This window comes from Comamonas kerstersii (assembly GCF_002056725.1).
Taxonomy (GTDB): domain Bacteria; phylum Pseudomonadota; class Gammaproteobacteria; order Burkholderiales; family Burkholderiaceae_C; genus Comamonas; species Comamonas kerstersii.
Genome location: NZ_CP020121.1, coordinates 1,910,547 through 1,937,382 on the forward strand (window position 1 = coordinate 1,910,547; position 26,836 = coordinate 1,937,382).

General features: G+C 62.2%; 20 protein-coding genes, 1 tRNA gene and 1 CRISPR repeat array. Of the genes, 2 read left to right on the top strand and 19 right to left on the bottom strand.

All coding sequences use genetic code 11. The annotated features are described in order from the left end of the window. Positions 1 to 248 precede the first annotated feature (248 nt). Positions 249 to 4,452: a CRISPR direct-repeat array (repeat unit 29 nt; unit sequence GGGCCTATCCCCGCGTGTGCGGGGCAACC). A 43-nt stretch (positions 4,453 to 4,495) separates the two neighbouring features. From cas2e to B5M06_RS09005, 16 genes are all read right to left on the bottom strand, one after another. Continuing rightward, positions 4,496 to 4,777: a type I-E CRISPR-associated endoribonuclease Cas2e gene (gene cas2e / locus B5M06_RS08930; RefSeq protein ID WP_240183898.1), complete on the bottom strand. Its 282-nt coding sequence runs from the start codon at positions 4,775 to 4,777 to the stop codon at positions 4,496 to 4,498. Between the two features lies 1 nt (position 4,778). Then, the gene (gene cas1e / locus B5M06_RS08935; protein ID WP_054065761.1) at positions 4,779 to 5,672 is read right to left on the bottom strand and encodes a type I-E CRISPR-associated endonuclease Cas1e; all 894 of its coding nucleotides are present in this window, start codon (positions 5,670 to 5,672) and stop codon (positions 4,779 to 4,781) included. A gap of 10 nt (positions 5,673 to 5,682) precedes the next feature. Next, complete coding sequence (locus B5M06_RS08940; protein ID WP_054065756.1) at positions 5,683 to 6,459, bottom strand: type I-E CRISPR-associated protein Cas6/Cse3/CasE; 777 nt, start codon at positions 6,457 to 6,459, stop codon at positions 5,683 to 5,685. Continuing rightward, positions 6,456 to 7,202 carry a type I-E CRISPR-associated protein Cas5/CasD gene (cas5e, locus tag B5M06_RS08945; protein WP_054065755.1) on the bottom strand — a complete coding sequence of 249 codons (747 nt, stop codon included), beginning with the start codon at positions 7,200 to 7,202 and terminating at the stop codon, positions 6,456 to 6,458. The genes B5M06_RS08940 and cas5e overlap by 4 nt, the downstream gene beginning before the upstream one ends. Position 7,203: 1 nt before the next feature. Next, the gene (cas7e, locus tag B5M06_RS08950) at positions 7,204 to 8,388 is read right to left on the bottom strand and encodes a type I-E CRISPR-associated protein Cas7/Cse4/CasC (RefSeq protein WP_054065754.1); all 1,185 of its coding nucleotides are present in this window, start codon (positions 8,386 to 8,388) and stop codon (positions 7,204 to 7,206) included. Positions 8,389 to 8,478: 90 nt separating this feature from the next. Continuing rightward, complete coding sequence (locus tag B5M06_RS08955) at positions 8,479 to 9,030, bottom strand: type I-E CRISPR-associated protein Cse2/CasB (protein WP_080025355.1); 552 nt, start codon at positions 9,028 to 9,030, stop codon at positions 8,479 to 8,481. Continuing rightward, positions 9,023 to 10,663 carry a type I-E CRISPR-associated protein Cse1/CasA gene (gene casA / locus B5M06_RS08960; RefSeq protein ID WP_054065752.1) on the bottom strand — a complete coding sequence of 547 codons (1,641 nt, stop codon included), beginning with the start codon at positions 10,661 to 10,663 and terminating at the stop codon, positions 9,023 to 9,025. Before casA ends, B5M06_RS08955 begins: the two co-directional genes overlap by 8 nt. 63 nt (positions 10,664 to 10,726) lie before the next feature. Beyond that, positions 10,727 to 13,408: a CRISPR-associated helicase/endonuclease Cas3 gene (locus tag B5M06_RS08965; RefSeq protein ID WP_054065751.1), complete on the bottom strand. Its 2,682-nt coding sequence runs from the start codon at positions 13,406 to 13,408 to the stop codon at positions 10,727 to 10,729. Between the two features lie 435 nt (positions 13,409 to 13,843). Further along, a tRNA-Arg gene (locus tag B5M06_RS08970) sits at positions 13,844 to 13,918 on the bottom strand. Positions 13,919 to 14,020: 102 nt separating this feature from the next. Further along, on the bottom strand, positions 14,021 to 18,070 hold the full coding sequence (locus tag B5M06_RS08975) for a translocation/assembly module TamB domain-containing protein (RefSeq protein WP_054065750.1): 4,050 nt from the start codon (positions 18,068 to 18,070) through the stop codon (positions 14,021 to 14,023). A 4-nt stretch (positions 18,071 to 18,074) separates the two neighbouring features. Further along, positions 18,075 to 19,880, bottom strand: coding sequence for an autotransporter assembly complex protein TamA (locus tag B5M06_RS08980; protein ID WP_436796619.1), 1,806 nt, complete (start codon positions 19,878 to 19,880; stop codon positions 18,075 to 18,077). A gap of 55 nt (positions 19,881 to 19,935) precedes the next feature. Further along, positions 19,936 to 21,123, bottom strand: coding sequence for a vWA domain-containing protein (locus B5M06_RS08985; RefSeq protein ID WP_054065749.1), 1,188 nt, complete (start codon positions 21,121 to 21,123; stop codon positions 19,936 to 19,938). 57 nt (positions 21,124 to 21,180) lie between these two features. Further along, a complete protein-coding gene (locus tag B5M06_RS08990) occupies positions 21,181 to 21,840 on the bottom strand; it encodes a GNAT family N-acetyltransferase (RefSeq protein WP_054065748.1) in 660 nt (219 codons plus the stop codon). Between the two features lie 3 nt (positions 21,841 to 21,843). Further along, positions 21,844 to 22,089 carry a hypothetical protein gene (locus B5M06_RS08995; RefSeq protein WP_054065747.1) on the bottom strand — a complete coding sequence of 82 codons (246 nt, stop codon included), beginning with the start codon at positions 22,087 to 22,089 and terminating at the stop codon, positions 21,844 to 21,846. Positions 22,090 to 22,186: 97 nt separating this feature from the next. Then, positions 22,187 to 23,029, bottom strand: coding sequence for an AAA family ATPase (locus tag B5M06_RS09000; RefSeq protein ID WP_054065746.1), 843 nt, complete (start codon positions 23,027 to 23,029; stop codon positions 22,187 to 22,189). A 155-nt stretch (positions 23,030 to 23,184) separates the two neighbouring features. Then, positions 23,185 to 23,622 carry a DUF1841 family protein gene (locus B5M06_RS09005; RefSeq protein WP_054065759.1) on the bottom strand — a complete coding sequence of 146 codons (438 nt, stop codon included), beginning with the start codon at positions 23,620 to 23,622 and terminating at the stop codon, positions 23,185 to 23,187. 97 nt (positions 23,623 to 23,719) lie between these two features. Between B5M06_RS09005 and B5M06_RS09010 the strand changes: the two genes are divergently transcribed. Both B5M06_RS09010 and B5M06_RS09015 read left to right on the top strand, forming a co-directional pair. Continuing rightward, positions 23,720 to 24,349 (top strand): LysE family translocator, encoded by a 630-nt coding sequence (locus tag B5M06_RS09010; RefSeq protein WP_054065745.1) that lies wholly within the window; start codon positions 23,720 to 23,722, stop codon positions 24,347 to 24,349. 126 nt (positions 24,350 to 24,475) lie between these two features. Further along, the gene (locus B5M06_RS09015; protein WP_054065758.1) at positions 24,476 to 24,940 is read left to right on the top strand and encodes a MaoC family dehydratase; all 465 of its coding nucleotides are present in this window, start codon (positions 24,476 to 24,478) and stop codon (positions 24,938 to 24,940) included. Positions 24,941 to 25,032: 92 nt separating this feature from the next. Here B5M06_RS09015 and B5M06_RS09020 read toward each other — a convergent pair whose 3' ends face one another. From B5M06_RS09020 to B5M06_RS09030, 3 genes are all read right to left on the bottom strand, one after another. Continuing rightward, on the bottom strand, positions 25,033 to 25,341 hold the full coding sequence (locus B5M06_RS09020) for a DUF4148 domain-containing protein (RefSeq protein ID WP_054065743.1): 309 nt from the start codon (positions 25,339 to 25,341) through the stop codon (positions 25,033 to 25,035). 184 nt (positions 25,342 to 25,525) lie between these two features. Next, on the bottom strand, positions 25,526 to 26,011 hold the full coding sequence (gene trmL, locus B5M06_RS09025) for a tRNA (uridine(34)/cytosine(34)/5-carboxymethylaminomethyluridine(34)-2'-O)-methyltransferase TrmL (RefSeq protein WP_054065744.1): 486 nt from the start codon (positions 26,009 to 26,011) through the stop codon (positions 25,526 to 25,528). A gap of 37 nt (positions 26,012 to 26,048) precedes the next feature. Next, entirely contained in the window at positions 26,049 to 26,774 is a 726-nt protein-coding gene (locus B5M06_RS09030; protein WP_054065742.1) for a ComF family protein, read from the bottom strand. Positions 26,775 to 26,836: the final 62 nt, after the last annotated feature.

A 26,836-nucleotide genomic window follows, 5' to 3' on the forward strand; every position in this document is an offset into this window, starting at 1 on the left:
GTCATGCTTCCCAGATGTGTACCTCGCAGGGCATTTCAAGCACTTTTTTCGAAGAAAATTTTTCGCTAAAAGCTCTTGAAAAGACGGTAAGTGTCGCTATTGAGCGGGTATTGTGCAGGGATGGAGCGTTCTTTGTTCGGGGCGCTTTGATCGCGTGATGCTGCTTCTCCTGCACCGTGAGGGAGCAACCAGCGGCAGACAACAAAAAACTACATCCCCCAGGGCATGTGGGCCTAGTGAGGGGGAGGCTGGCTATCCCCGCGTGTGCGGGGCAACCTTTCGCCGGTGTTGCGGTCTTTCCAGCGGTCGGGGCCTATCCCCGCGTGTGCGGGGCAACCCGCAAAAAACACTTTTAAAATCATCATCTTGCAGGCCTATCCCCGCGTGTGCGGGGCAACCTTCTCGAAGTACGCCGTGATGGTGCCCGAGCAGGGCCTATCCCCGCGTGTGCGGGGCAACCGTAGCCAATGATGCGGTCAAGTGCCCGGCGAGCGGCCTATCCCCGCGTGTGCGGGGCAACCGCCTTTCCAGTAGCGCTTCTGGATGTCGGGTCGGGCCTATCCCCGCGTGTGCGGGGCAACCTGGGCCTCTGTGTAATGCTTCTTGGGCCACTTGGGCCACTTGGGCCACTTGGGCCACTTGGGCCTATCCCCGCGTGTGCGGGGCAACCGAATTGCCGTGACCAGTGTTTTCATGACTTGGGGGCCTATCCCCGCGTGTGCGGGGCAACCGCTCAACCATCTTTGCAGGTACTACTGCCCTAGGGCCTATCCCCGCGTGTGCGGGGCAACCTGCACGCTGTCTGCCCAGGTCACGCCGTCCCAGGGCCTATCCCCGCGTGTGCGGGGCAACCCGTATGACTTCATTTGGCACTGGGCCGGTGGCGGGCCTATCCCCGCGTGTGCGGGGCAACCCGTTTACTGTGCCTTTAAAACCATTTGGGCAAGGGCCTATCCCCGCGTGTGCGGGGCAACCCCATGTTGTCGATGTTGATGGCGCAGCGTCCCGGGCCTATCCCCGCGTGTGCGGGGCAACCAAAACTGCGCGGTTGTGATGGCCACGCAATCACGGCCTATCCCCGCGTGTGCGGGGCAACCTGTTCCATGCGAATTAACCCGGCAGGTGCCGAGGGCCTATCCCCGCGTGTGCGGGGCAACCGGACTTGCTACGCGAGTCTCCGCGTGACTTCCGGGCCTATCCCCGCGTGTGCGGGGCAACCGCCGCTGCCTCGGCTTTCTCCCGGCCGGGGTTGGGCCTATCCCCGCGTGTGCGGGGCAACCTAAGCAGTTGTGCCGTCGCGGCCTTGATCGCGGGGCCTATCCCCGCGTGTGCGGGGCAACCCGCGTGAATGGCGACCTTGGCCGCCTCGGTGGGGGCCTATCCCCGCGTGTGCGGGGCAACCGCAAACCGCCAATGTTGTGCATGCGGTAACTGGGGCCTATCCCCGCGTGTGCGGGGCAACCGGCGGCACCCAGGCCCACGATGGCCGCCGTGGGGGCCTATCCCCGCGTGTGCGGGGCAACCCGTATGACTTCATTTGGCACTGGGCCGGTGGCGGGCCTATCCCCGCGTGTGCGGGGCAACCCCATGTTGTCGATGTTGATGGCGCAGCGTCCCGGGCCTATCCCCGCGTGTGCGGGGCAACCAAAACTGCGCGGTTGTGATGGCCACGCAATCACGGCCTATCCCCGCGTGTGCGGGGCAACCTGTTCCATGCGAATTAACCCGGCAGGTGCCGAGGGCCTATCCCCGCGTGTGCGGGGCAACCCAGACGCTTGCCAAAGGCAGTAAGTCCGACAAGGGCCTATCCCCGCGTGTGCGGGGCAACCTTGTCCCACTTGGCTCCCAGCGCCTTCGCCTCGGGCCTATCCCCGCGTGTGCGGGGCAACCGTTGGCGCTTTTGCGTCCAACGGGTCTATCATGGGCCTATCCCCGCGTGTGCGGGGCAACCTAACAATGCTTACAGAGTTGATGGAGTGGCCAGGGCCTATCCCCGCGTGTGCGGGGCAACCACAGCTCCGGCACCGTAGCGGCCGGCGTAAAAGGGCCTATCCCCGCGTGTGCGGGGCAACCGCGTGAAGTCTTCACTGATGAAACTGGCCGGCGGGCCTATCCCCGCGTGTGCGGGGCAACCGACTAGAACGCCGCGCGCTATGTCGATGGTCTGGGCCTATCCCCGCGTGTGCGGGGCAACCCCACCCAAGAGGTGCGTGCGCTGGCGGATTACGGGCCTATCCCCGCGTGTGCGGGGCAACCCTGCACGTGCGTGACCTGGGCCATACCTTCATGGGCCTATCCCCGCGTGTGCGGGGCAACCTGTGTTTCCAGGCTTGATCGCTGGTCAGACTGGGGCCTATCCCCGCGTGTGCGGGGCAACCCGTCCAGCGAGGGCGCTAGAAAAGCCCCCGTGGGGCCTATCCCCGCGTGTGCGGGGCAACCTTCGCGCCATACTTGCGAGCCAGATTCAGAGAGGGCCTATCCCCGCGTGTGCGGGGCAACCTTGGATGTCGGCGTGTCTTGCTGGCATCGAGGGGGCCTATCCCCGCGTGTGCGGGGCAACCGTGCAGCAACAGGCTGCCCCCAATTTTTTGGGGGGCCTATCCCCGCGTGTGCGGGGCAACCATGCAGAGCCTTGCCGTATGCACTGCGCATGTGGGCCTATCCCCGCGTGTGCGGGGCAACCGTGTTTGCAAACACCTTGCTTACTGGCGCTCTGGGCCTATCCCCGCGTGTGCGGGGCAACCAAGCTTTGCGAAATTTGTTTTGTCCGCGTCTACGGCCTATCCCCGCGTGTGCGGGGCAACCGCGGTAAATCTTATGAGCTTATCCGCTATCACGGGCCTATCCCCGCGTGTGCGGGGCAACCACTGGAAAGCGAGTAAGGCAGTAGGTAGAGCTGGGCCTATCCCCGCGTGTGCGGGGCAACCAGAACAAGAGATCACGGCGAAGATCGCGCCGAGGGCCTATCCCCGCGTGTGCGGGGCAACCGCAGTTCGGCCAGGGCCGAGAGAATCCCAGGGGGGCCTATCCCCGCGTGTGCGGGGCAACCGCGGTAAATCTTATGAGCTTATCCGCTATCACGGGCCTATCCCCGCGTGTGCGGGGCAACCAGAACAAGAGATCACGGCGAAGATCGCGCCGAGGGCCTATCCCCGCGTGTGCGGGGCAACCGCAGTTCGGCCAGGGCCGAGAGAATCCCAGGGGGGCCTATCCCCGCGTGTGCGGGGCAACCGGCCAAAACGTATTGCCCGACTACGAAGAGCAGGGCCTATCCCCGCGTGTGCGGGGCAACCTGCACCGCGTCTGCCGCGTTGGCGCGTCGCTCGGGCCTATCCCCGCGTGTGCGGGGCAACCTACACGCAACATCATGGACGTAGCAGTTTTTCGGGCCTATCCCCGCGTGTGCGGGGCAACCGTCCATGGCTTGTTTTCCTTCTCTGAGCAGTCGGGCCTATCCCCGCGTGTGCGGGGCAACCCTGAAGCTTCAGTGTTTTCAGGGCCTTCAGAGGGGCCTATCCCCGCGTGTGCGGGGCAACCTGTTTACTATGATCGCGTTTCCGCTTTGAATGCGGCCTATCCCCGCGTGTGCGGGGCAACCTTCTTTGTATGGAATGAGCAGTCTTGCCGTGAGGGCCTATCCCCGCGTGTGCGGGGCAACCAAGGCCACGGACACCAACATGCTGCGCTTCGGGGGCCTATCCCCGCGTGTGCGGGGCAACCTAATGGAAACAAGATGCTTCGTTTTCCAGATAGGGCCTATCCCCGCGTGTGCGGGGCAACCGGCTGTTGCCAGGGTAGTTCTTGCCAAATTCAGGGCCTATCCCCGCGTGTGCGGGGCAACCCTTTCCGCGCTACAGACAAAGAGACTGGCGAAGGGCCTATCCCCGCGTGTGCGGGGCAACCGCTGCAAACTCATTCCTGGCCTTTATCAAGGTGGGCCTATCCCCGCGTGTGCGGGGCAACCAGCTGCGGGTATGCCTGCTGCAACGTTGCCAGGGGCCTATCCCCGCGTGTGCGGGGCAACCTGAACAAGCTGAACGCGTTATCACTTTGCCTACGGCCTATCCCCGCGTGTGCGGGGCAACCAGAGCTGCAGCAAGACGCCGGGGACTTTGACGGGGCCTATCCCCGCGTGTGCGGGGCAACCGGAGGCGGCGGCAGCACGCCGGCGACTGGTGGGGGCCTATCCCCGCGTGTGCGGGGCAACCCATTGAACTGGTAGCCGGGCCGTACTTCTAGTGGGCCTATCCCCGCGTGTGCGGGGCAACCAGAGCGCGGCCATCATTGCCCCGCTTTTCGCGGGGCCTATCCCCGCGTGTGCGGGGCAACCGATCTGGAAAGAAGATTAACGCCAAGGGAAAGGGGCCTATCCCCGCGTGTGCGGGGCAACCTGCGTCAAAAGTAAATCCGCCAATTTTCGGCGGGGCCTATCCCCGCGTGTGCGGGGCAACCTCTTGTACCTAACTCATTGAGTTACAAGAGAAAAGCTGGAAATCTATGTCTCGGTTTTTAAAGAACAATAGCGTACCAGCCACATACCGTCGGACTCTACCAGTTCACGGCTTGGTTGGCCCAGATGTGCGATGCCAATGCCGCCCACGGCATTCAAATCTCGCCAGACCATGACAGCGCTGCCCTGGGGCTGGGCGCTGTACCAGTCTGTCATCACTTGCCAGATACGCTGGCGTACACCTGGATTCATGCGTGGTGAGACGAAGATGTTGGGTGCAATTTCCAGCATGGTGGATGACAGAACGCCGTGAAAACGGCTGGGCATGTCACGAATCACTGTCAGCACTAGCGCCACTGGCAATTTCCTCCATGCGCAAAACGCGCTGAATGCTCTCGATCATGGATGCGATGACCTGCTGCTTGCGAAACACGGTGGCGGCTTCGCGGCGCACCAGTCGGTCAATGCTGTCATCGGTGGTTTCTGCACGCTTGGCGGCGGTGAAGGCAATGTGCAGGGTGACTGTCTCACGGTACAGATCCGCAATGTCCAGCACAAAGGATTGGCCTGAGTCTTCATGAATAAAACCCAGGGGCGGTAAAGCGGCCACCGCCTGGACGGCAATTGCAGCGGCAGCCTGCACCGCCGTGGCGGCGTGGTTGATGGCCTGGTTGGGGATGTCCGTGGCATTGGGGTTGTGGCGGTCGTAGTGGCGGCCTTTCCAGGCGATACCGTACTTTTGGGCCATCAGCTGGTAGGTGGCTTTGACTCTGGCGCCTTCGATGCCTCGCAGGGTGTCCAGGTCACGGTGGGGAAGTACCTCGCCCAGCCGCAAGGCATACATGTGGCGCGCCACGCTGATGCGTCTGCGCGGGTTGCCCCATAGTTCTGCCTGACGCCGGGCCACATCCGAGCGGTCGGGCAGCAGGGGCGGCGCAGTGTAGAGTCGCACGCCGTCTTCCCCTACGGCTGCGAGCAAGGTGCCATGGCGCGCCAGCAGGCGCAGGGCATCGTGGGTCACGCTGCTGCCCGGCCCCAGCAGGATCATGGAGACGGCCTGGTGGGGGATCTGGTCGAGGCTGGGCGTCAGGCTGTCCTTGCCGCGTGCAAAGTGCAGGCAGCCATCGATCACGCAGAGCTCGCCACGGGATAGCCACAGCAGGCCGTGGCGGTCGGCGTGGGGTATACGCGCCTTTTCCAGGCCCAGCCGTCCTTTGAGCATGGCGATGGCCTCAATGCGGTCTGCGTAGCAGCAGCATGCCAAAGCCAAAGGCTCGGTGGCGGCCCACACCGCGTGCCAGCAAATGTGCAAAGGCGGCGGGGTCGGTAACACGCAGATGCCCGGTCAGCACGGCGTCAGGGCCTTCGCTGGCATGGCCCTGGCGGCGCTGATCCGTCTGGCCCTGGGTGCGGCGCACGGTTTGGCTGCGGTGAAATGACTGTAGCTGCACATCCAGCAGTTCCACTGCGCCCTGCCAGGGCTGCTGTGGCCTGCCTTCCTGCACGGCCAAGTGTTCACGCAGCCACTGGGCGTAGACGGCTGCGCGGTTCACGGTGGCGCCGTTTTTGCCGCCAGCTTGGGCGACTGCGTGGAGAAAGGCATCTTGCTCACCACGGGCACCGCGCACGGTGGGCCGTACACGTACTTCAAAGCCCAGGACATGATCGCGAGGCCATTGCGTTGGGAACGGGCGCAGGCGATAGCCGTCGTGGATGCCCGATGCTCCCAGCCCCAGCGTCTGTGCGGCCAGAGGGGCGGCCAGCGCCACCTGTGCTGCCATGGCCTGTGCGTCCAGCGTGGTGTATGCCAGCAGGCCCTGGCGCTCATCCAGGTAGCGAAAGGGCTGGGGTGCATGCTCGCCAAAGGCTGCGCGCAGCAGGCCGTGCAAGGCATCACCCAGATCATTGCCTGCATGCGGGTAGCGGCGGTGGTGACGCGCCACCCAGGCCGCAAGCAGGCGTGTGTCGGGTTGGGTGTGCAGCAAATACAGCGTGGGTGTGGTTGTCATGACGTGGTTGTGAGGGGTTGCAGTGCGGCTTCGCGCACAGGTCGCCAGCCACCATGAACGCCGCTGATCCAGTTGCGTTCGTCGCAGATATCCAGAAGCCGGTCGCCGGGCTGGCTGCCTTCTCCATCCGGCCATTGGGCATGCCAAGGTGCTTGGTGGGCAGAAGTGCCGTGTGCTGCCACCAGGGCTTGCAAAGCGCTGTGAATGTCGGCAGCAACCTGCCAGCCTGCAACGAGCCGTCCTGTGGGCAGGCAGGGTTTGCGTCCGATGAACAGGGGGCGTGCAGGCTGGTCCAGGGCCGTGGCAATCTCTTGCAGTGTGGGCATTTCTTCGGCAGGTTGCAGTGCCAGAGCTACCCAAGCACAAAGATTGGTGTGGTAGTCGCGGTATCGTTGCTGAGTTAGAGTTTGACGTCCGGATGAATCAACTTGGTAGCTCGGACTTGGTTCTCTCACGTCTTTCTCTCCCCAAGTTGTCCAGGCTGCATCCTTCTGATACAGAATTGCTGTTTGATAGTCTTGGAGCCGAGTTGTGCCTGGCTCTAATACACAGCCCATGCGCAGGCGCTCCTGCAGCCGGTTGTGTTCTGCGCCTTGGCTGCGGTCCCAGCCCAGGGCGTTGGCGATCAGACCGGTCACCATGGACAGTGCCGGAAAGTCGCGGATAACGCCCAGGTTGTCGATGGCCTCACCGCCAAAGGCAATCAGCGGCGCATGGAGCCGCAACACCAGATGGCTTCGCACCTCACACCTCCGCGCTGGCTTGTTCCACCGCAGCACGGGCCCATTGCGCCAGCGCATTCAGCGGCAGCCGCTGTGCGCCGGGCACGCTGACCTCATCCACGCTCAGATAGCGGCGTGCCAGTGGGGCGCCGTAGGCCGCATCCAGACGTGCTATTTCGTCGCTCAGGCGCTGTACCGCTGCCTGGCGCAGTCCCGGCTGGCGTGTGGACAGCGCATTCTGGAAGGCTCCGGCCAGGCTGCGGGGTTGCCAGTCACCGGCCTCCACCAGCATGAACTTGGCCCACTCAAAGGGGGCGGTGGAGCCGCGCTTGGCGCCGGGGCTGACGGTGGCCACCAGATGCAGCAGGTGTTGCACCACGCGGCCTGCCAGGCTGCGCTGCTCGGGTGTGGCGCTGGCCCAGTCCTTGATTTCAATGCCTTCCAAATTAGCCACCAACTGCGGCACATCCACGACCAGATAGCCGTAGTACAGGCCGCTGGCTAGTTCGGTGTCAAAAATGCCAGCCGAGCCCGTCTCGCCTGCCTCTTGCAGCAGATCGTCCACCACGGTGAAGTAGTCGTTTTCCACCTGGGCTTCATGCACCGTGAAGGCATGGGCCACATAAATGGCGGCATCACGGCTGGCCAGCACATCCGAGGTGACCATGCGGCCAAAGAGTGCCGATTCCAGGCCGCAGCCTAAACGCATGGCCTCAATGTTTTTCTTTTCCTCTTTCAGGAAGTTGGCAATTGCCGTTTTGAGGGCTTTTTCTTCGGTGTGCTCGCTGGCCAGGGCAGCGCATCGCTGCACCAGGTATTCAATCTCTGCGTAACCCAGCAAGACAGCCTGACCTGTCGCCAGTGCATCCTGGCCTTTGAGCTCTTTGGCCTTGTCCAAAAGCCCCGCAGCACGCAGTCCCTCTACTGACAGTTGCGCCAGTGGCTCAGTAACGCCAGCGGCCATCAGGCGCTCTTTGATCAGGCGTGGTGTTTCGCGGGAGCGTACTGCCATGGGTACGTCCAGATTTTTCAGGGCAAAGGCATCCTCTGCCACACGCCAGTGGCGCTTGAGGCACTGGGACGAGATGCGGGTGCGAATGGCATCGCCATAGGGCAGGCGTTTGGCCAGTCCTGCATCGTCACGATTGAGCAGGGCTGCGGGGTAGTTGTGCAGGGTGTGGATTTGCAAAAAACGTGGCAGTGTCATGGCGTCTCCCCTTGTGTTGGATGGTGTGATGAATCAGGCGGTTGATCTGGTTTTGATAGCGTCTTTGGCTGGTTTTATGTGCTTTAGAGGCTATTTTTTGTCGCGCGATTGCTGGGCGAAGTAGGCACCTGCGATGCCCAGCCGGATGTGTTCAGCCCTAGTGATGGCAGCGGAATTGCTGCTGTTTTCCTGGAGTACCAGAGGCCCCAGCTCCAGCCAGTTGGGGCGCACGCCCTTGCTGACCAGCAGGCGCAGCACGCGAGGCAGCAGCTGGGTAAAGGCATCTGCACGGGCCGTCAGCAGCTTGTTGACGCGCGACTCGGCAACCTCTGCACGGGCCAGCTGTTCTCCCAATCTGCCTTTGCCGTCATGCCCGGCAAGGGCCATGCCATGTGCGATCAGCGCCCAACGCTGCCAGGCGGAGAGCGTCAGGTGCTCGATTTCGACATGCGCACTGAGCAAGGCCCGCGAGAGCGCCGCCATTGCATGGGACCGCAGGGGCTGGTCGGGGCTCATGCGGGCCAGTGCGGCGCGTTCGCCCAGGCTGGCGTTTTCAATGTAGGCAGCCAGCGCTGGGTAGGGGCTGCGCGGTGTGTGTAGGGGCGTGGTGGTAGCGGCAAGCGGTTCGGTGGCGTCAAGCATGGTGGGCTCCTTCAGAATCGGACGCTGCGTGGGCAGTACGGCTGGCGCGTTGCCGGGCAAAGTGGTTGGCCAGCTCGGGGAAAGATTTACTGCTTCTCAGACCTGCATCAAAGCGTGACAGCGCGGCTGACTGTGCCTTGTAGCGCTGCATATTGCTGCGTGGGCCTGCGATAAAGGCATGGCGCAGCACCTGTTCTGCGCGTGCGGCCAGTGCGAGCAGCCATTGCAGATACACCTCTTCACGCTGTGTTTCCTCGGCATCGATTTCCTGTTGCAGGTCTGCAAAGAAAAGGCGATCTTCGCGTTGCTCAAAGGGCTGTGCATAGCGGGAGGCGCGGTCGCTGACAGCGTCATTGCCACCGCTGCTTTCGCCATTGGCAAACAGCACGGTCAGCGCGCTCCATAACAGCTTGCGCATTTCTGCAATGGCCTTGACGCGTTTTTGGGCTATGGCTGCGAGTTGGGGGCGCTGTCCGCTGATGAGCATGAGACGCATCCTTGGTGGAATGGGGACTCGACGCTCGTGGTAGCCCTCGGTTTTGCCTTGTCCGCGCACTGTCGCCTGGGCAATGGCTTGCAAAGAGGTGCCTTGTGGCCATGGATTAAGCCGCCATGCGGCTCCCATGGTGTAGGTGTCACCAGTGAGCAGCTCACTCATCAGCTGGTAGTCAAAGCCGTTGCGCGATACGGTCAGTGCTTTGGCTTTGGCCGTTTCCACCGGGGTCCAGGCATCACCTGTGACGCCGTTACTCTGTTTGGCATCAATGCGCGCCACCTTGCTGCCGGTGACATGGGCCATGAGCTGCCCATGCGGGGCGGCCAGCCGCACACGGCGGCAAATCTCAATGTAGAAGGGATCCAGAGATTGCAATGTCAGCGCATCGGTGCCAGACCACGGCAGCAGCCACAACAGGGCATGACCGCCTGCATGGGCTAGCCCATAGGTGCTGGCGATGTGCTCGCGTTGCAGGAGCAGGCTGGCGATGTCGGATTGCCAGCGCTGGCTCCAGGAGCCGATGGGTGCAACACCGAAACCAGGACGATTGCCAAAGCCGGTATACATACGAGAGATACCGTAATTCCCCCTGCCCATCACCCCTTCCTGTGTCTGCAGGCTGACCAAGGCAAACAACCAGTCGTCCGCTTGTGCCTGTCTGGCGCGTGCAGCTTTCAGGTCGTGGTTTTTGGAGGTCACCAGCATGTCCAGGGCATCAGCGGCATGGATCACATTGCTCCAGCGCTGAGGGGTTTCTCCGGGCACGGGCGCTTGCAGCAGGGCCGGCCGGTCTGCAGGGGTGACCAGGCACCAGGCGGCACCATCGGGATCGTCTGGTGTGAGGGCCAGCAAGGCGGCGCGCCAGGCATCCGCCTGTTGCCACGGCTCTGATTGCCCGGCATGGTGCAGGGCTATTGCGCCCAGCTGCACCAGAAAGGCATGCCAGGGGTGGCGCTGGTGAGGACGCAGTGCGGGAAAGTCGTACACCTGCAAATTGGCCATGGCGGCCAGCAGCTGTGGCAGGCTGCTGTGGTGCAGGCTGCCATCTTCGATGCTGCGCCAGCGGATCAGTGCTTCATCCAGCAGATTCCAGCGCAGCGCGGATGCGTCTTGTGTCTCGCAAGGTGTGGCTGGCATAGAACGTGTCTCCTTGTATTGCGTTGTTCTCTATCGATGGCTTCATTCAGACGGCCGCTGGGCTTACGTTTGTGCAGAAGCCAGTCTTTCCAGGCCCAGGCGGCTGTAGCGGTATCGCCGCTGGCCCAGACTGAAGTCAAAACCTCGTTGATCGGGGTGGATGTCTATGCTGTGGGGCTGCGCGTCTTCAGCCAGGTCTGGCTCGACCATGTGGTGGCGCAGGGCCAGCTGCGTGGTCACATCGCCGAAAGGCCCGGGAGGGGCGTGCTCAAACACCACCAGCCGGTCTGCCGCACCCAGGCGGGTGCCAATGCCAGTGGCATCTTTCGGGAACTTTGGTTCACCAAATTCACGCTCAAAAGCAATGGCTTGCAGGTTGGCGATCGTGGCTGTGGCCGAGCACTTACCATCGACTTCCTGGCCAAAGCGCTCCCAAGCACTACCCATGTCTTGTGCAATGGCATCCAGCGCTTCCTGGTGGGTGGCTTGTTCCACCAGCAGCCGGTTGTCTGCGGGAATGCTACGTGTGGGCTGTGCATCAATCAGGCGACGTGTGGCTTCCAGCATGCGCAGATCGACATACACACCGCTCAAAGGCTCTTTGCCGCCTTTGTGGCGGATAGGGCCCAGGCCGTGCCGTTGGCGTTGCAGCAACGGCGTCAAATCGTGGCCTGCCGGGGTCAGCACCCAGGCTTGCGCCCGTTCATAGCCATGGGGGCGCTGATCGCGCGCATGCCGATGCAGGCGGCCCAGCCGCTGCAGCAGCACATCCATGGGGCACAGGTCGGTGATGAGCAGGTCGGCATCAATGTCCAGGCTTTGTTCAAGGGTCTGCGTGCCCACAATGACCAACCCCACATTGCCGGGGCGTGCTGTGCGTGCTTTGCCCATCTGAGCCTGCACCTGGGCATCGAGCAAGGGGCGGTCTGCGCGGCTGAAGCGGCTGTGGTGCAAGGTGCTGACGCCGTTGACTTGAAAGAGGCAGTTCAGATCGCGCTTGGCTGCCAGTGCTTCCACGGCCTGCAAAGTGGCGATGGCTGCAGGCACGGTATTGCGCACGACCAGCACGCGAGCGCCCTGCGCCGCAGCCTCCACGGCCAGGGCGGCAATGCGTGCTGGGTCATCGATGCTGTCCAGCGTTTGCCAGTGAATGGTTTTGCTGCGCGGGTTGCCTTCCACGGGCAGCAGCTGCGGGCCATGGGCGGTGCGATGGCTGATGGCGGGATAGGCCAGGCTTTGCGCCTCTTCCAATGAAGGTGGTGGTGCTGTACGTACCGTGCCGATGGACTGGTAGCGTGAACGTGCCACGGCGCCCAGTGTGGCCGACAACAACAGCGCCTGTCCGCCACAGGCGGCATGTGCGCGCAGCAGGTGCTCGGTCAGGCGCGTCATATAGGCGTCTGACGCATGCACTTCGTCAATCACCAGCAGGCTGCGCGAGAGCATGGCATGGCGCATGTGTGCGTGTTTGAGTTGCAAGGCTGCCAGCAAGGCCTGGTCAATGGTGCCTACCGCAATGGGCGCTGCCAGATAACGCTTGGGGGATTCAGCGGCCCAGCGGCGTTCGGCTTCCTGCTCGTGCGGCTGGTCATGCCAGAGCACCTGAAAGCCCGGCAGCGGCTGGTAGGTCTGGCTGTCTGCAGCGGAGTAGCCCGGCAGGGCGCGCACTACCACAGGCGCTTCGCTTTTCCAGGTGCGTTGTACAAAGTCTCTGACGCGGTCGTAGAGCTGTGTGGCGGCCACCCGTGTAGGCAGCGCAAAGTACAGCGCATCCACTCGCCCGGCACGCCACAGGTGCAAGAAGCGCCACAGTGCGGCCTCCGTTTTGCCGCTGCCGGTTTCAGCCTCCAGAATCACCACTGGCCCCAGCTCGCTGCTCGCCATGGCTTGTTGCATGGGACGCGGCGTGGGGACACCAAAGGCTTGCGCGAACTCGTCATGGGTGGATTGCTGGCGCGTGGCAGTGTCTCCAGCATCCAGCCCAATGGCACGCAGCGCATGCCGTGCGCTGGCTTGGGCCGTGGTTGCTCGGTCTTCCCCGGGCTGGGTGTATGGGAAGAAACCGGGACGGGTGTCTGAACCCAGCCAGTCTGCCAGTTGCACGAGACCGGCAAATAGATGAACAAATGCCGCTGTGTTGGGCAGCTCTGGCGCATCGCTCGCAAAGGCCTGGGGATATTGCTGCTGCATGGCCAAGCCCATTTCATTGATGGCTTGCGCCGGGTCATAGAGCACGTGATGGCCCTGCTTGACCGGTTCCCATTGGAATGGATGCATTTCATCGCCAACAGGGCTGCCATGGTGGCTGATGCTCGCATGCAGCAGGCGAATCCAGTCCTCGCCCCATGCATTCATGGCTTCCAGTGGCCAGGCTGCCAGGAGCCGGTGTGCCCAAGATGCTCCGGCGCATGTAGCGGCAATCAATCCCCAGCCTTCGGCACCATGCCCACAGGGTTGGCTGTACCACTCAGGCGGTGGTGGCTGGTTGGCATGGCGCCAGTATTTGCCTTGAAAGCCTGTATTGGCCTTACCAAGATCGTGCAGAAAGGCCAGAACGGCCAAGCGTGCAATGTCAATTTCAGAGAGTTTGCGGCCAGCGGCTTGCTGCGCCGCGCGCTGTATGCCAGGCAGCTGCAGCAACCGATACATGACGGCTGCTACATCCGTCATGTGGTCGACCAAGCTGTGTGCTTGAACAGCGCCATCTGCAGTGCGTTGTAATTTGCCCCACGGAAAAACTCGCATCCAGAGAATATATCGTCAGCCTTCAGCAGTCTGTGACGGCTACAGCTCTCGGTGTAGCAGGTCTGCAACCGTTTGTTGCCTGATGTCAAATATGGAGGTGGTTCGTATGTGAATCGGCAACCTTCCCCAGACTGGCAGATGAGCCGGCCCCCGGCGTGGATGTGGGCTGTAGCGTAGCTGAGACTGGCTTGTGGTCTGGACCGACCACGAGGGAGTGGGCATCCCATGGGAAAGATCCATCAGTGCATACACATGGGCGTATGTGCTGCAGTACCGCTGGCGAGGCCGACAGAAGGCGTTGCAGTAGTAGCCACCAGGGGCCGGAATTGCTGCGGTGTATCTGTCATGCCCACCAAACCCCTGGAGCAAAAAAAACCGCAAGCCTTTGAAGCATGCGGGTTTTGAGTGTTTGTTGGCCTTTTTGAGACCATTGACTGGTATCCCGGACAGGAATCGAACCTGTATCTATTTCTTAGGAGGAAATTGTTCTATCCATTGAACTACCGGGACATCGGCGCAGTTGATAGCTGTGCAGCAGCTTGGCTGCAGCAGGATCAGGGCGGTATTGTAAATGCCGTGGGCCTGCTGCCAGCCAAGTTTGTGCGTCAGCGATCAATCCTTGACCCGGGTGTAGATCAGATCGACCGCGCTGTTTTCGCCAGTCTGGGCGCGCAGCGTCAGGCGGCGTGAGAGGTCGTAGAAGATAAACAGCGTGCCCATGGCGCCGTTCAGGCTTTGTTCATAGGCCACATACAGGTCCTTGGACAGGCGCTTGCCCACAGTCAGTGCTGCGCCGCGTTCGCCGTCTTCGCTGGGGCCGCTGAAGCCAATTTCGTCAAAGCCCAGCTGGGAGGCAAAGTTGCCGCCGCTGCCACCACCGCTGAGCATGGCCAGTGCGGCCTGTTGCAGCAGCGCCGATTCCGCACCACCGCCCGAGGCACCGCGGCCCATGACAATCCAGGAGAGCTTTTCCGCATCGGACATCTCTGGGTCAGAGAACAGGGTGATGCGCGGGTTGTTGGCGCTGCCTGTGACCTTGACGCCGGCACGCACGTCGATGTTGGGGCGAATGGCCACGATGTCCAGCGCCGGGTTGTCATAGGGGCCGTTGAAGCGGATCGTGCCTTTTTCCACGTCCATCAGCTGTCCCCATGCGCGGTAGCGGCCATTGACGGTGTGAATTTCCCCGGTGATGCGAGGCCCACCGGAAATACTGAGTTCGCCCTTCAGGCGTGTGGTGATGCCGTAGCCCTGCAGCGCGAAGTCATCACCCAGATTCAGCTGCACATGCAGGATCGGTGGCTTGCTGACTTGCACGGAGCCTCTGGCCTGGGCGGCTTCGCGGGCGGCTTTTTCTGCTGCGGCCTTGCGGGTAGCGGCCGAGGTGATGTGCACGTCATCCCCCAGGCTGGGGGCTGAGTCGCTGGCCAGAATGATGGCTGCGCGATCAATGGTGAGCTTGCCATCCAGTGTGAACTGACCTTGCTCCAGCAGGGCCTTCAGGTCGCCACTGACGCTGAGCTGGCGGTCTGCACGCACCAGTACCTGCAGGTGGTCAGCTACGGCGCGCAGGTCCATGCGCAGGCCAGAGCTGCCTTCCGGAGCCAGTGGGTCATATTCAATGACGCCAGAGCCTTTGAGTGTGCCGCCGCTCTTGGGCGCTTTCGTCAGGTTGCCGCTTTGCCCGGTGATGCGGGTGCTGCTGCCTTCTCCGCCTTGCAGATAGATGTCGGTGATGTTGATGCGTGAGCCCTGCAGCGTGGCGCGCAGGTAGCCATCTTTGAGGTCAACGCCATCGAGCAGGGACTGCACGCTGAGCTTGTCTGCCTCGATCTTGCCGCGCCAGTCGGGGGCCTTGCGGGTGCCGAACAGGTCAAGGTCTGCCATGAGGCTGCCAGAGACACGCCAGCCGGGTGGTGCAAAAAAGGCCCAGACACCCAGGTTGGGCAGCGCGGCATCGATGGTGCCTGACAGTGGTGCACTGTCCGGCCAGACAATGCCAGCAGATGTGGTTTGCACCTTGCTGCGGATGTCTGCATGAATCTGTCCGGCGCGCTCGGTACTCCAGTGCAGCTGGGCGCGCACGTCTTTGTCATTCGCATCGAACAGCACGCGCATCTCCTGCACGCGTGCGCGAACGCCACGGCCAGCCGTGAAGGCGCGTGACTGTACCTGGGTGGAGTTGGGGCTGCGCTGCTCACTGGCGCCCGAACTGCGAATGACGGTGACGTTGGCTGCATTGCTGTCTTCGGCGGTGAAGCGGATGTCGCCGCTGGCGCGTTCGACCAGGGCATGGGCGCGCAGCTTGCCGCCAGTGGTGTCTACATCCCATTCGCCCTTGAACAGCAGATCGCCGCTGATGCCGATGGCGGCCAGCGGTGGGTGGTCGGGGTTCAGCACATCGGCCCACATCATGGGCAGATCGTGCAGGCTGCCCTTGCTGCGGATGGCCCAGTTGCCCTGCGCACTCTGGCGCAGGAGGACGGGTTCCCAGACGGCATAGGCCGCAGCTTCACCGGCATGTGCTGGGGGCTGTACGGTGAGCTTGCCCGCGCTGGTTTCGATGCTGGTGGTCTGCGTAGGGTTGCCGGTGGTGCGCTGCTGGATGCTCAGTGGCTCTGCCAGCTGCGCTTTCCAGGGCGTGGCGTCGCTGGGTGTCTGCCACTGTGCCTGCAGCTGGTTGATGCGGGCATACCAGTCCAGGGGATGGGCTTTGGCAGCTTGCTGCAGGCCCAGCACGGCAGCGGTCTGCAGGCGCAGGCTTTCATTGCCGACCTTGGCCTGTGCGCTCAGCTCGGTCTGCAGGGATTCAGGGCTGCCATCCAGTGTGAGCTTGAAATCTGCCAGGCTGGAGGTTGAGCCATCAGCGCTCTGGTAGCTCAGCTGTGGCACCTGCAGCTGTGCGTTCAGGTGCATCTGGCTGGCTTCGCGGGCAGCAGCAGGGTTCTGCAGCCGTTGCTGCAGCTTGCCCCAGCCGCCTTTCCATTGCAGTTTGGCCTGGGCATGGCCTTGCAGGCTGGCACCACCGAGCAGGTCGTGCATGCCGGTCAGTTGCTCCAGCCACTGCGTCAGCGTCTGCACGGCCTGGATGTTCAGCTGCAGCTGGCCCTGGCCTTCGGTGGGGCTGGTGTTCAGTGCCAGATCTGCCTGTGCGCCGGGCAGCAGGGCCTGCAGCTTGCCTTCGATGTGCTGGGTGTCGGTGTTAAAGCGGACGCTGGGGCTTTGCAGCGTGGTCTGCAGGGCTTGCAGATACAGCTGGCGCACCTGCAGCTCTGGTGCCTGCCAGCTGCCTTCCGCACGCGCAGCACCCAGATGCAGAGCGCCGCGCTGGCGGGCGTCAGGGGCCTTCAGGTCCAGCTTGAACTGCACCTGCTGGCTGGTGTCGCTGTGGGCCTGCAGGCTGCCAGACAGGGGGGCGCTGTCCAGTGTGCTGTAGAGCAGTGCGGGGTTGATCTCCGCAAACTGCACCTGGCCTTCAAACACCTGGCTGCTGGTATTGAACTGTCCCTGCGCCTGTACGTGGGCCGGGCCTTTGGGGCCCAGGTCGATACGTGCCTGCTCCAGTGTCCATTGCTGCTGGCCGTCAAACTGTGCCTGTGCGGTCAGATTGCGCACGGGCAGGGCCTGCTGGTCCCAGGGGCCGGCCAGCGGGTTATCCACGCTGGCTTGCAGTGCCCAGCCATTGTCCCGGGGGCCAGCCTGCAGGCTGCCGCTCAGGTCGGTCTGTGGGCCATCAAGCAAAAACCAGGCGATGTTGATGTGCTGCAGCGTGGCATCTGCCTGCTCCAGCACCTGGGTGCTCCAGGGGGCAATGGTGGCACTGATGTCTGCCTTGGCGGCTGTCTGTGCCGCATCTGCTGCAGGCTTGTCTTCTGAAGCTGCCGCTGTGGTGGTGTCAGCCTGCGCCGTGATCTGCAAGCGCGCAGCCTCGGTAGCCAGTGTACCCTGCACCTTGGCCTGGGCTTGTACCTTGAGGGTCTGTTCGGCATTGCCGGGCAGGCTGGTCTGCAGATGGCCTTGCAAAGAGGCTTGCAGCTGCATGGGGGCTGCACCTTGCAGGCGCAGCTGTGCCTCATAGCTGCCATCGGCATAGCGCAGGCTGCGCACGTCCAGCTGGTGTTCCTTGCCGGTGTAGCGGTACAGGGCATCCAGTGCATGGATTTCTATCTGTGGAGGGCCTTCCCAGATGAGCTGCTCGATATGTACGGGCAGATCAATGCGCACGGGCAGCTCCAGCGACTGCAGGGGCTCGGTGGGTGTTTCATCCTTGGGGCCTGGCGTGCTCTGGATGCGTAGCTGCTCCATGTTCACCTGACCAAAATGCACGGTGCGCGACAGCAGGGGCGGCAGCTGCCAGCCGATGTCTGCCTTGGTGACTTCCACCTGCATGGTGGGGCTGCTCCAGCGCAGCCAGTCAATCTGCCCGCCGTTGCGCAGCGTGCCCTGCACACCGCGTGCTTCCAGCTTCTGGTCTGCGGGCAGCCAGCGCTCTACATATTCGAGGGTGCGCTGCAGCGACTGGCTCTGACCTGACCACCACCAGGCAGTGCCCAGCAGTACGACCACGCCCAGCAGCAGGATGAAGACGCCGAGCAGCATGCGCCGCAGCCAGCGGCGGCCCGAGGAGGTGGATGGAGAACGGGGAGTGCGGGCTGCAGGCATGAAATCAGAAGTTAAAACCTAAACGCAGGTGCAGACGGATTTTTTGGGTTTGCACACCATAGGCCACGTCGATTTGCATGGGGCCTACGGGACTTTTCCAGAGCACACCAGTGCCAATGCCGGTGTAGATCTTGGTGTCACTCATGTTGTCGGTCACCGTACCGGTATCAATGAAGTAGGACTGCTCCCAGTCCGAGTGGTTGCCGGCCACGGTGATGGGGCGTATCCAGGCCACACTGCCGGTGAGCATGTAGCGGCCACCGACCAGGGCGCCATTGTCCGTACGTGCACCGATGCTCTGGTAGCGATAGCCCCGGATGGAGTTGTCACCACCTGCCAGAAACAGCAGGGTGACGGGGATGGTGGCATCCTGGCGAGCCAGCACGGCACCGCCATTGGCGCGCAGCGCCAGACGGCTGCGGCGGCCCGTTTCTTCGTCACGGGACAGCGGCAGGAAGTACAGCCAGCGTGCGCTGATGCGGCCAAAGGGTTCGTTGTCCGGGGTGAGCGTGGAGCCAGCGCCCAGCTCAATGCCGAAGCCATAGCCGCGCGTGGGGTTAAGCGTGCTGTTGAAGTAGCGCCCCGTCCAGCTGTAGTTACCTGTGAGCGCCGAGCTGGAGGGCAAGTCATCGTTGCCCTGTGGCTTGGCCATGTCGTACTGCAGGTAGTAGTTGCGGTCGATCTTGTCTTCGCTCTTGCCGCGGCCTGCCAGCAGCGAAATATTGTTGACGGAGTAGTCTGCCAGCTTTTCGCGCGCAGCCTTGCCGCCAATGAAGTAGTTCCAGCCGCTGTAGTCGGGCAGAGAAGTCAGACGGGTAGAAATCTCGGGGTACTTCTTGTCCAGCTGCAGTTTGCTGACCGCACGCCAGTTCAGGAATGGGTCTTTGTTGTGCGTGTGGTCAATCGAAAAACGCGTGCCCGTGTCGGTGCTGAAGCCCAGACCATAGACCCATTTTTGCAGCTTGGCTTCACGCACTTCGGCAATCACGGGGGCGTGCACTTCGGCCTCGCCGGGCTTTGCCACTTCAGTAGCCAGTGTCAGGAAGACGGAGTCGTAGTAGCCACTGGATGCCAGGCGCTGTTGTGCATCGAGCAGGCTGCTTTGGCTGTAGACCTGCCCGACGGGCAGGCGCGCCAGGCGAATCAGACCTGCGGGGTTGTAGCGCTCTACGCCCTCAATTACCAGAGGGCCGAAATAATAGGCCGAGCCAGGCTCGTAATTCACCTTGAGCTCGGCTTCGTTGGTGTCGGTATCAATGTTGGCACTGCTGCTGAGCAGCTGGGCCGTGGGGTAGCGGCGATTTTGCAGGCTGCGCAGCCCTTCGTTTTTGGCGCTGCTCCACTCAGACTGGCTGAAGGTTTCTCCCACAGGCAGGTCCCAGTTGCGCTCAATGCTGCGGCGTATGAAGCTGCCTTTGGGGTCATCGGCATTTGTGCCGCTGAAGCTGATGTCCACACGGGAGATCTTGGTTGCAGGGCCGGGGTCGACCTTGACGATCACTGTGGGGGGAATGCCAGAGTCGCGCGGCTGTTCACGCAGCTCCAGTTCAATGGTGGGCGAGAAATAGCCGATGCTGCCGAGCAGGTTACGGATATTGCCGTCGGAAGCGCCCAGCAGTCGGCGCAGCTCACTGGGGCGCAGCCCGGCAAAGTGGCGGTAGCGTTCCAGTTCCAGGTACTTTTCCAGCAGTTCGCGTACGTCCTTGGGGGCATCGACCTCGATGGTGAAGCTCTCCGGCTCCTGGAATATGTCCCCTGCCTTGTTTTTGGACAGCAGAGAGCACCCGCTCAGCAGCAAGGCGGTGGTCAACAAAAAAGCCGGGACAAGAACCGGCGTTTTTGTGCGAGATGGCTTGGACATGGATTTATTTTGACAGCAGCCTCATGGTTTCTTCCAAACCCTTCAAAGTCAGGGGGTACATGCGCCCGCCCATGAGCTGGCGAATGATCTCAATGCTTTGACGGTATTGCCACACACCCTGAGGCTCAGGGTTGATCCAGGCGTGGTGCGGGAAGGCGTGGGTCAGGCGTTGCAGCCACTCCGCGCCGGGTTCCTCATTGTGATATTCCACGCTGCCGCCGGATTGCAAAATTTCGTAAGGGCTCATGGTGGCATCGCCCACAAATATCAACTTGTAATCCTTGTTGTATTTGCGAATGATGTCCCAGGTGTCGAACTTCTCGGAAAAGCGGCGTTGGTTGTTCTTCCACATGAAGTCGTAGACGCAGTTGTGGAAGTAATAGAACTCCAGGTGCTTGAACTCGCTCTTGGCGGCGGAAAACAGCTCTTCCACGCGCTGGATGTGGTCGTCCATGGTGCCACCCACATCCATGAGCAGCAGCACTTTGACGTTGTTGTGGCGCTCTGGCACGAGCTTGATGTCCAGCCAGCCCGCGTTGGCCGCCGTGCTGCGGATGGTGTCCGGCAGGTCCAGCTCCAGCTCGCCGCCCTGGCGCGCAAACTTGCGCAGGCGGCGCATGGCCATCTTGATGTTGCGCGTGCCCAGCTCCTGTGTGTCGTCATAGTCGCGGTAGGCGCGTTGCTCCCAGACTTTGACGGCGCTGCGGTTGCGCCCTGGCCCGCCAATGCGCACGCCCTGCGGGTTGTAGCCACCGTGGCCAAAGGGGCTGGTGCCGCCCGTGCCAATCCATTTGTTGCCGCCTTCGTGGCGCTCCTTCTGCTCTTCAAAGCGCTTCTTGAGCGTCTCCATGAGCGTGTCCCAGTCCATCTTCTCGATGGCGGCTTTCTGCTCGGGGGTGAGTTCGCGCTCCAGCAGCTTGCGCAGCCATTCCTCGGGCAGCGCTTTCTGGAAGTCGGTCACCATTTCTACGCCCTTGAAGTAGGCGGCAAAGGCGCGGTCGAACTTGTCGTAGTGCTTTTCGTCCTTGACCAGCGTGGTGCGGGCGAGGAAGTAGAAGTCGTCCAGGCTCCAGCCATCGCTGCTGCGCGGGCCCACCACACCGGCCTGCAGCGCTTCCAGCAGCATCAGGTATTCCTTGACCGAGACTGGCAGTTTGGCGGCACGCAAGGTGTAGAAAAAGTCAATCAGCATGGGTCAATATCAAAAAAGAAGCTGCTAGCGCTGGTGAATATTGGTTTTTAAAGCAATTTATATTGAAAACCAAGCATTGGCGGGCGCAAGTAGCTGTAATTTTTGCAGCAAACGCTGGCGTGCAGCGGGCCACTCTGCGGCCAGCATGCTGTACATCACGGTGTCGCGCACGCTGCCGTCCCAGCGTGTGGTGTGGTGGCGCAGCACGCCGTCTTTGCGTGCGCCCAGGCGTTCAATGGCCTGCTGGCTGCGGGTGTTCAGAATATCGGTGCGCCAGCCGATCACGCCGTACTGCAGGGTCTCGAACGCATGCTGCATCAGCAGCAGCTTGCAGGCGGTGTTCACGTGGCTGCGCTGGGCGCTGGCGGCGTACCAGGTGTAGCCAATCTCTACGCGCCGCGCCCCGGGCACGATGTCGTGGTAGCTGGTTGTGCCCAGCACCTTGCCTGTGTCCGCTTGCAGCACCACGAATGGGCAGCGCGTGCCCTGGGCCTGCATGTCCAGCGCTTTCTGGATATAGGCCCGGGTTTCCTCAGGCTCTGGCACCCAGGTCACGCGCAGCTTCCAGAGTTCACCATCGGCGGCGGCTTCCTGCAGCCCGGCCATGTGCGCCATGCGCAGCGGGGCCAGTTGCACACCCCAGCCGTGTAGCTGTACGGGCGTGGCAAATGACGTGGTGGCGTGCGAGGGCTGCGGTGGTGTGTGTGCTTGCAGCATGGCTTAGTCAGCTTCGCGTGAAGCGGCGTTTCTGGCCTGCGTGCGCTCACGCCAGATACGTGCCAGGTGTAGCCCCGCGCCGCCTGCCAGACCGACGATGACAATGCCCACAATGCTGGAGCCGCTGTAGCCATCGGCAAAAATGTCCATGCCCAGCGCCAGCGTCAGGCCGTAGCCTGCGAGTGCGCCCAGCATGAAGCACACCGCATCCGATACACCTTCGAGCAGCAGTTTTTGTGCAGAAGCCATGTTCCATATCTCCCAGAGTAGGTGGTGGTTCAGGCTGTAACGCTAGGGCAAATGCCGGGTCTGCACATTGGGGCAAGTCAGCATGGCCGGGGCCGTATCAGCGGTTGCGCTGGTTCATGAACACCAGCTTTTCAAACAGGCTGATGTCCTGCTCGTTCTTGAGCAGCGCGCCCACCAGCGGCGGGACAGAGATTTTCTGGTCCTGCGAGCGCAGGGCATCCAGTGGAATGTCTTCAGCCACCAGCAGTTTGAGCCAGTCGATCAGCTCGCTGGTGGAAGGCTTTTTCTTCAGGCCCGGCAGATTGCGCACTTCGTAGAAGGTCTGCAGCGCCGTGGTCAGCAGCTCACCCTTGAGGCCGGGGAAGTGCACGTCCACGATCTGGCGCATGGTGTCTGCGTCCGGGAACTTGATGTAGTGGAAGAAGCACCGGCGCAGGAAGGCGTCTGGCAGTTCTTTTTCGTTGTTCGAAGTGATGAACACCAGCGGACGGTGCTTGGCGCGAATCATCTCGCGGGTTTCGTAGCAGTAGAACTCCATACGGTCGAGTTCGCGCAGCAGGTCATTGGGAAACTCGATGTCGGCCTTGTCGATTTCGTCGATCAGCAGCACCACGGGCTGATCGGCCGTAAAGGCCTGCCACAGCACGCCCTTGACGATGTAGTTGCGGATGTCGCGGGTGCGCTCATCGCCCAGCTGGCTGTCGCGCAGGCGCGAGACGGCGTCGTATTCGTACAGGCCCTGCTGGGCCTTGGTGGTGGACTTGATGTGCCACTGCAGCAGCGGCATGCCCAGTGCGGCAGCCACTTCCTCGGCCAGCATGGTCTTGCCCGTGCCGGGCTCGCCCTTGATCAGCAGCGGACGCTGCAGCTGTATGGCCGCATTGACGGCCAGCATCAAATCTTGGGTGGCAACGTAATTGTCAGAACCTTGAAATTTCATGAGCGTGCAGAGAACGTGAGTGGATGCAATGTCTGGCAAATTGTGGGAGCACCATGCATGGGCTGCGGTGCGGCAGCTGTCACGTGGGTGACGGCGTCAGGGGCAGCCGCTGTCTCAGTGGCTGCGCTGCCCCGGGCGCTTGGCAGGCTTGGAACTCAGTCGCGTGTGGCGCGGCGCTGCACGGCGGCCACGTACTGGTTGCCATCGGGTGGATGGCCGTTGCGCTGGCTGTCGGCCAGCATCTGGCCCAGGCATTCCATGGTTTCGTGGTGCGCCTGGTGCAGATCCCCCCGGCGCTTGGCCAGCAGCTCCACGGCCTGGCGGATGCCGCGTGGCTGGTCAATGCTGCATTGCTCGCTGATGGACAGGTGCATGGACAGGTGCAGGAAGGGGTTGGTGCGCTCGGGCTCCAGGTCGTAGTTGCGCTGGACAGCGGCTTCCACGTCGTCCAGCTCCGCAAAGTACTCGGGGTGTTCGGCAATCCAGAGGCTGGCCAGTGTCTCGATCGCCTCCATGGGCGCGTTGTTCTTCATCTTGCTGCGCACGCCACAGAAAAAGCGGCGCACGTCGGCTTGGGTCGGGTTGAAAAGCATGATGTCTCTCAGCGTAGCATGCTGGGTGCAGGCCTGCGAACCAGCGGGGATCAGGGCGTAAGATGCGGCGCTTTGCAGCGCAGCATCAGACAGCAAGATGGATTTTCATACGTGGTTGGCCTTTTTTTCGGCATGTGTCTTTATCGCGATTTCGCCGGGCTCGGGCGCCGTGCTGTCCATGAGCCATGGGCTGGCCTACGGCGTGCGCCAGACTTCGGCCACGATTGGCGGGCTGCAGCTGGGACTGCTGCTGGTGCTGCTGATTGCCGGCGGCGGCGTGGGGGCGGTGCTGATTGCCTCAGACCTGGCCTTTACGCTGGTCAAAGTGCTGGGGGCGTGTTACCTGATTTATCTGGGCTGGAGCCAGTGGCGCAGCGTGGGCAATGGCATTGATGTGGGCTATCTGCAGGCCAAGCCCATTTCCTGGCAGCAACGCACGCTGGCGGGTTTTCTGACCAATGCCACCAACCCCAAGGGCATCATCTTCATGGTGGCGGTGCTGCCGCAGTTCCTCGCCCCGCAGCGGCCTTTGTGGCTGCAGCTGCTCATCATGTCGGTCACCTGCCTTGGCGTAGATACCGTGGTCATGCATGGCTATGCAGCGAGCGCCAGTGCCCTGCGCCGCTGGATGCGCAGCCCCGAAGCCGTACGCTGGCAGAACCGTATCTTTGGTGGTGTGCTGATGCTGGTGGGGGTGGGGCTGTTCTTTGTGCAGCGCCATGCTTGATAAAAATATAGCTGTCAGCGCTTGCTGCATAAGCGCTGGAGCCTCATTTTTATCTCAAAACTTCGGGAGAACCCCTGTCGCAGGACAGACAGACGCATGACCGCCATGCCGCCTAGATTGGGCGGCATGCATATCTTCCATTCCTATGAAGCGCTGCGTGCCTGTGTGGGCCAGGAAGTGGCGGTGACCGGCTGGCGCACCATCACGCAGGAGCAGATCAACCTGTTTGCCGAGGCCACGGGCGATCACCAGTGGATCCATGTGGACGTCGAGCGTGCGGCGCAAGGGCCGTTTGGCGTGCCGATTGCGCACGGTTTTCTCTCGCTGTCGCTGCTGCCATGGTTCTTCAGCCAGGCTGTGCGTATAGAAGGGGAGACCATGGCTATCAACTATGGTCTGAACAAAGTGCGCTTTCCTGCGCCTGTGCCTGTGAACAGCCGTGTACGTGCCAGGGTGGCGCTGCAGGAGGTGCAGACCGTGGAAGGCGGTGGCGTACAGATCACCTGGCAGGTCACGGTCGAGCGTGAGGGCGGCGACAAGCCGGTGTGCGTGGCGGAATCGCTTTCGCGCAGCTACGGCGCGCCTTTGTGACTTGGTGAGCGAGAAGTCAGACAACCGCCGAACCCGGCAGGGCACGGCGGTTGCTGCAAGCGTCGGGACTGTGCCGCAGATGGCACGGGGCATCAGAATTGGTCGAAGTAGCGATCACCCATGGTGTGCCAGCCCGCATCGCGTGCTGCGGTGGCTTCAGCCAGCACCTTGGCGCGGTCAACAGGTGGCTGTGTGGTCACAGCAGGCGCAGGCACGCTGAGTTCACCATCCATGATGCGGCCTGCATCACGGGCTGCCTGGTATTCGGCAATGACTTGAGTACGGGTCAGCTGGCTGTCGGTGCTGAGTTCGTCAGCACGCCACTGGACTTGTTCACCGGCAAAAGCAGTGGCGGCAGCAGAGAAGGCAATAGCTACACCAATGGTGCGAATTGTAAGCATGTGTTTTCCTTTCAATCTTTTTAAAAGTAGCGTGCAACGTGCTCGCCGTAATTGATAGAGAGGAAAAATGCTTGCAGAGTTCAGCTTTTATTGCTGTATATCGCAATACGCACTGTTCTATAAATGGTGCTAATTAAATCCCGACTCATCAAAGCCCGGGTTTCAGGCTTTGATGCAAGGGCCTTCAGCGGGTAGTTTCGCCGGAGGGGGTGAGAAAACCGTTTTGCCTCCAGGCTTCGAACACCGTCACCGCTACCGCGTTAGACAGGTTCAGGCTGCGCTGGCCTTCGACCATGGGCAGTCGCAGGCGCTGGGTGGTGGGGAAGGATTCACGCAACTCGGGCGCCAGGCCGCGGGTTTCGCAACCGAACACAAACCAGTCGCCGGGCTGGAATTGCAGTGCATGCGCAGGCTGGCTGCCGTGCGTGGTCATGGCAAACATGCGGCTGCGCTCAGGCTGCATGGCATCCAGAAACGCCTGCCAGTTGGCGTGGCGCTGCACACGCGCGTACTCGTGGTAGTCCAGACCGGCGCGGCGCATGTGGCGGTCTTCCATGGAAAAGCCCAGGGGCTCGATCAGGTGCAGCTGGCAGCCGGTGTTGGCGGCAAGGCGAATGATGTTGCCTGTATTCGGTGGAATCTCAGGCTCTACGAGGACGATATGAAACATGGCGGCGTATTGTCCGCTTTTGCGCTTTTCCCTGCGCTCATGGTGTGCGCGCCACGCACAGCACATCGACCTGTGCTGCACCGGCCTGCAGCAGCGCCCGCGTGGCAGCGTGCAAGGTGGCGCCAGTGGTCATGACATCGTCCACCAGCACAATGCGCTGACCGGTGATCTGCGCCCGGTGCGCCTCTGCCACGGCAAAAGCATGCCGCAGATTGCGCAGCCGCTGCGCGCGTGTCGAGCTGCTTTGCGCGGTGGTGTGCTGCACACGTTGCAGGCTGTGCAACTGGCATTTGGTGGCGTCCAGATGCCGCGCCAGTAGCGCGGCCTGGTTATAGCCGCGCTCGCGCATGCGGGTGGGTGATAGCGGCACGGGAATCAGCACATCGGCAGCGGCAATGCGCTGCGCAATGGCGGCATGTGCCCGCATCCAGCGGGCCAGATGGGCGGCCAGTGCAGGCTGGCCTGCAAACTTCCAGCGTGGGATGAGCTGGCTCCATGGGTAGCCATAGTCCACCCAGGCATGGGCGCTGTGCCACACCGGTGGCTTGCGCAGACAGGCACCGCAGCGTGGCTGCTCAGGGCTGAGCCCGGGCAGGGGCAGTGCGCAGCCGGTGCAGCGAAATACTGCAGGTGCAAAGCGCTGCAGGCAGTCTGGGCACACCACATCGGTACTGGGCCATGAGCGGCAGACCAGACACTGGTTGGGCAGCGACGGGAAAGATTTCACAAAGTGGAAGAACCACACTGGCCAGCGTTGCAGCATGAAATCAATATACTGCGGCGGCCCCTGTCTCTGTCATGCCGTATGACGGACGGGCGGTTTTG

Excerpts from the sequence above, each read along its gene's own strand:
- cas2e (WP_240183898.1), bottom strand. The coding sequence starts at position 4,777 with ATGCCCAGCCGTTTTCACGGCGTTCTGTCATCCACCATGCTGGAAATT.
- cas1e (WP_054065761.1), bottom strand. The coding sequence starts at position 5,672 with ATGCTCAAAGGACGGCTGGGCCTGGAAAAGGCGCGTATACCCCACGCC.
- B5M06_RS08940 (WP_054065756.1), bottom strand. The coding sequence starts at position 6,459 with ATGACAACCACACCCACGCTGTATTTGCTGCACACCCAACCCGACACA.
- cas7e (WP_054065754.1), bottom strand. The coding sequence starts at position 8,388 with ATGACACTGCCACGTTTTTTGCAAATCCACACCCTGCACAACTACCCC.
- B5M06_RS08955 (WP_080025355.1), bottom strand. The coding sequence starts at position 9,030 with ATGCTTGACGCCACCGAACCGCTTGCCGCTACCACCACGCCCCTACAC.
- casA (WP_054065752.1), bottom strand. The coding sequence starts at position 10,663 with ATGCCAGCCACACCTTGCGAGACACAAGACGCATCCGCGCTGCGCTGG.
- B5M06_RS08965 (WP_054065751.1), bottom strand. The coding sequence starts at position 13,408 with ATGCGAGTTTTTCCGTGGGGCAAATTACAACGCACTGCAGATGGCGCT.
- B5M06_RS08975 (WP_054065750.1), bottom strand. The coding sequence starts at position 18,070 with ATGCCTGCAGCCCGCACTCCCCGTTCTCCATCCACCTCCTCGGGCCGC.
- B5M06_RS08985 (WP_054065749.1), bottom strand. The coding sequence starts at position 21,123 with ATGCTGATTGACTTTTTCTACACCTTGCGTGCCGCCAAACTGCCAGTC.
- B5M06_RS08990 (WP_054065748.1), bottom strand. The coding sequence starts at position 21,840 with ATGCTGCAAGCACACACACCACCGCAGCCCTCGCACGCCACCACGTCA.
- B5M06_RS08995 (WP_054065747.1), bottom strand. The coding sequence starts at position 22,089 with ATGGCTTCTGCACAAAAACTGCTGCTCGAAGGTGTATCGGATGCGGTG.
- B5M06_RS09000 (WP_054065746.1), bottom strand. The coding sequence starts at position 23,029 with ATGAAATTTCAAGGTTCTGACAATTACGTTGCCACCCAAGATTTGATG.
- B5M06_RS09005 (WP_054065759.1), bottom strand. The coding sequence starts at position 23,622 with ATGCTTTTCAACCCGACCCAAGCCGACGTGCGCCGCTTTTTCTGTGGC.
- B5M06_RS09010 (WP_054065745.1), top strand. The coding sequence starts at position 23,720 with ATGGATTTTCATACGTGGTTGGCCTTTTTTTCGGCATGTGTCTTTATC.
- B5M06_RS09015 (WP_054065758.1), top strand. The coding sequence starts at position 24,476 with ATGCATATCTTCCATTCCTATGAAGCGCTGCGTGCCTGTGTGGGCCAG.
- B5M06_RS09020 (WP_054065743.1), bottom strand. The coding sequence starts at position 25,341 with ATGCTTACAATTCGCACCATTGGTGTAGCTATTGCCTTCTCTGCTGCC.
- trmL (WP_054065744.1), bottom strand. The coding sequence starts at position 26,011 with ATGTTTCATATCGTCCTCGTAGAGCCTGAGATTCCACCGAATACAGGC.
- B5M06_RS09030 (WP_054065742.1), bottom strand. The coding sequence starts at position 26,774 with ATGCTGCAACGCTGGCCAGTGTGGTTCTTCCACTTTGTGAAATCTTTC.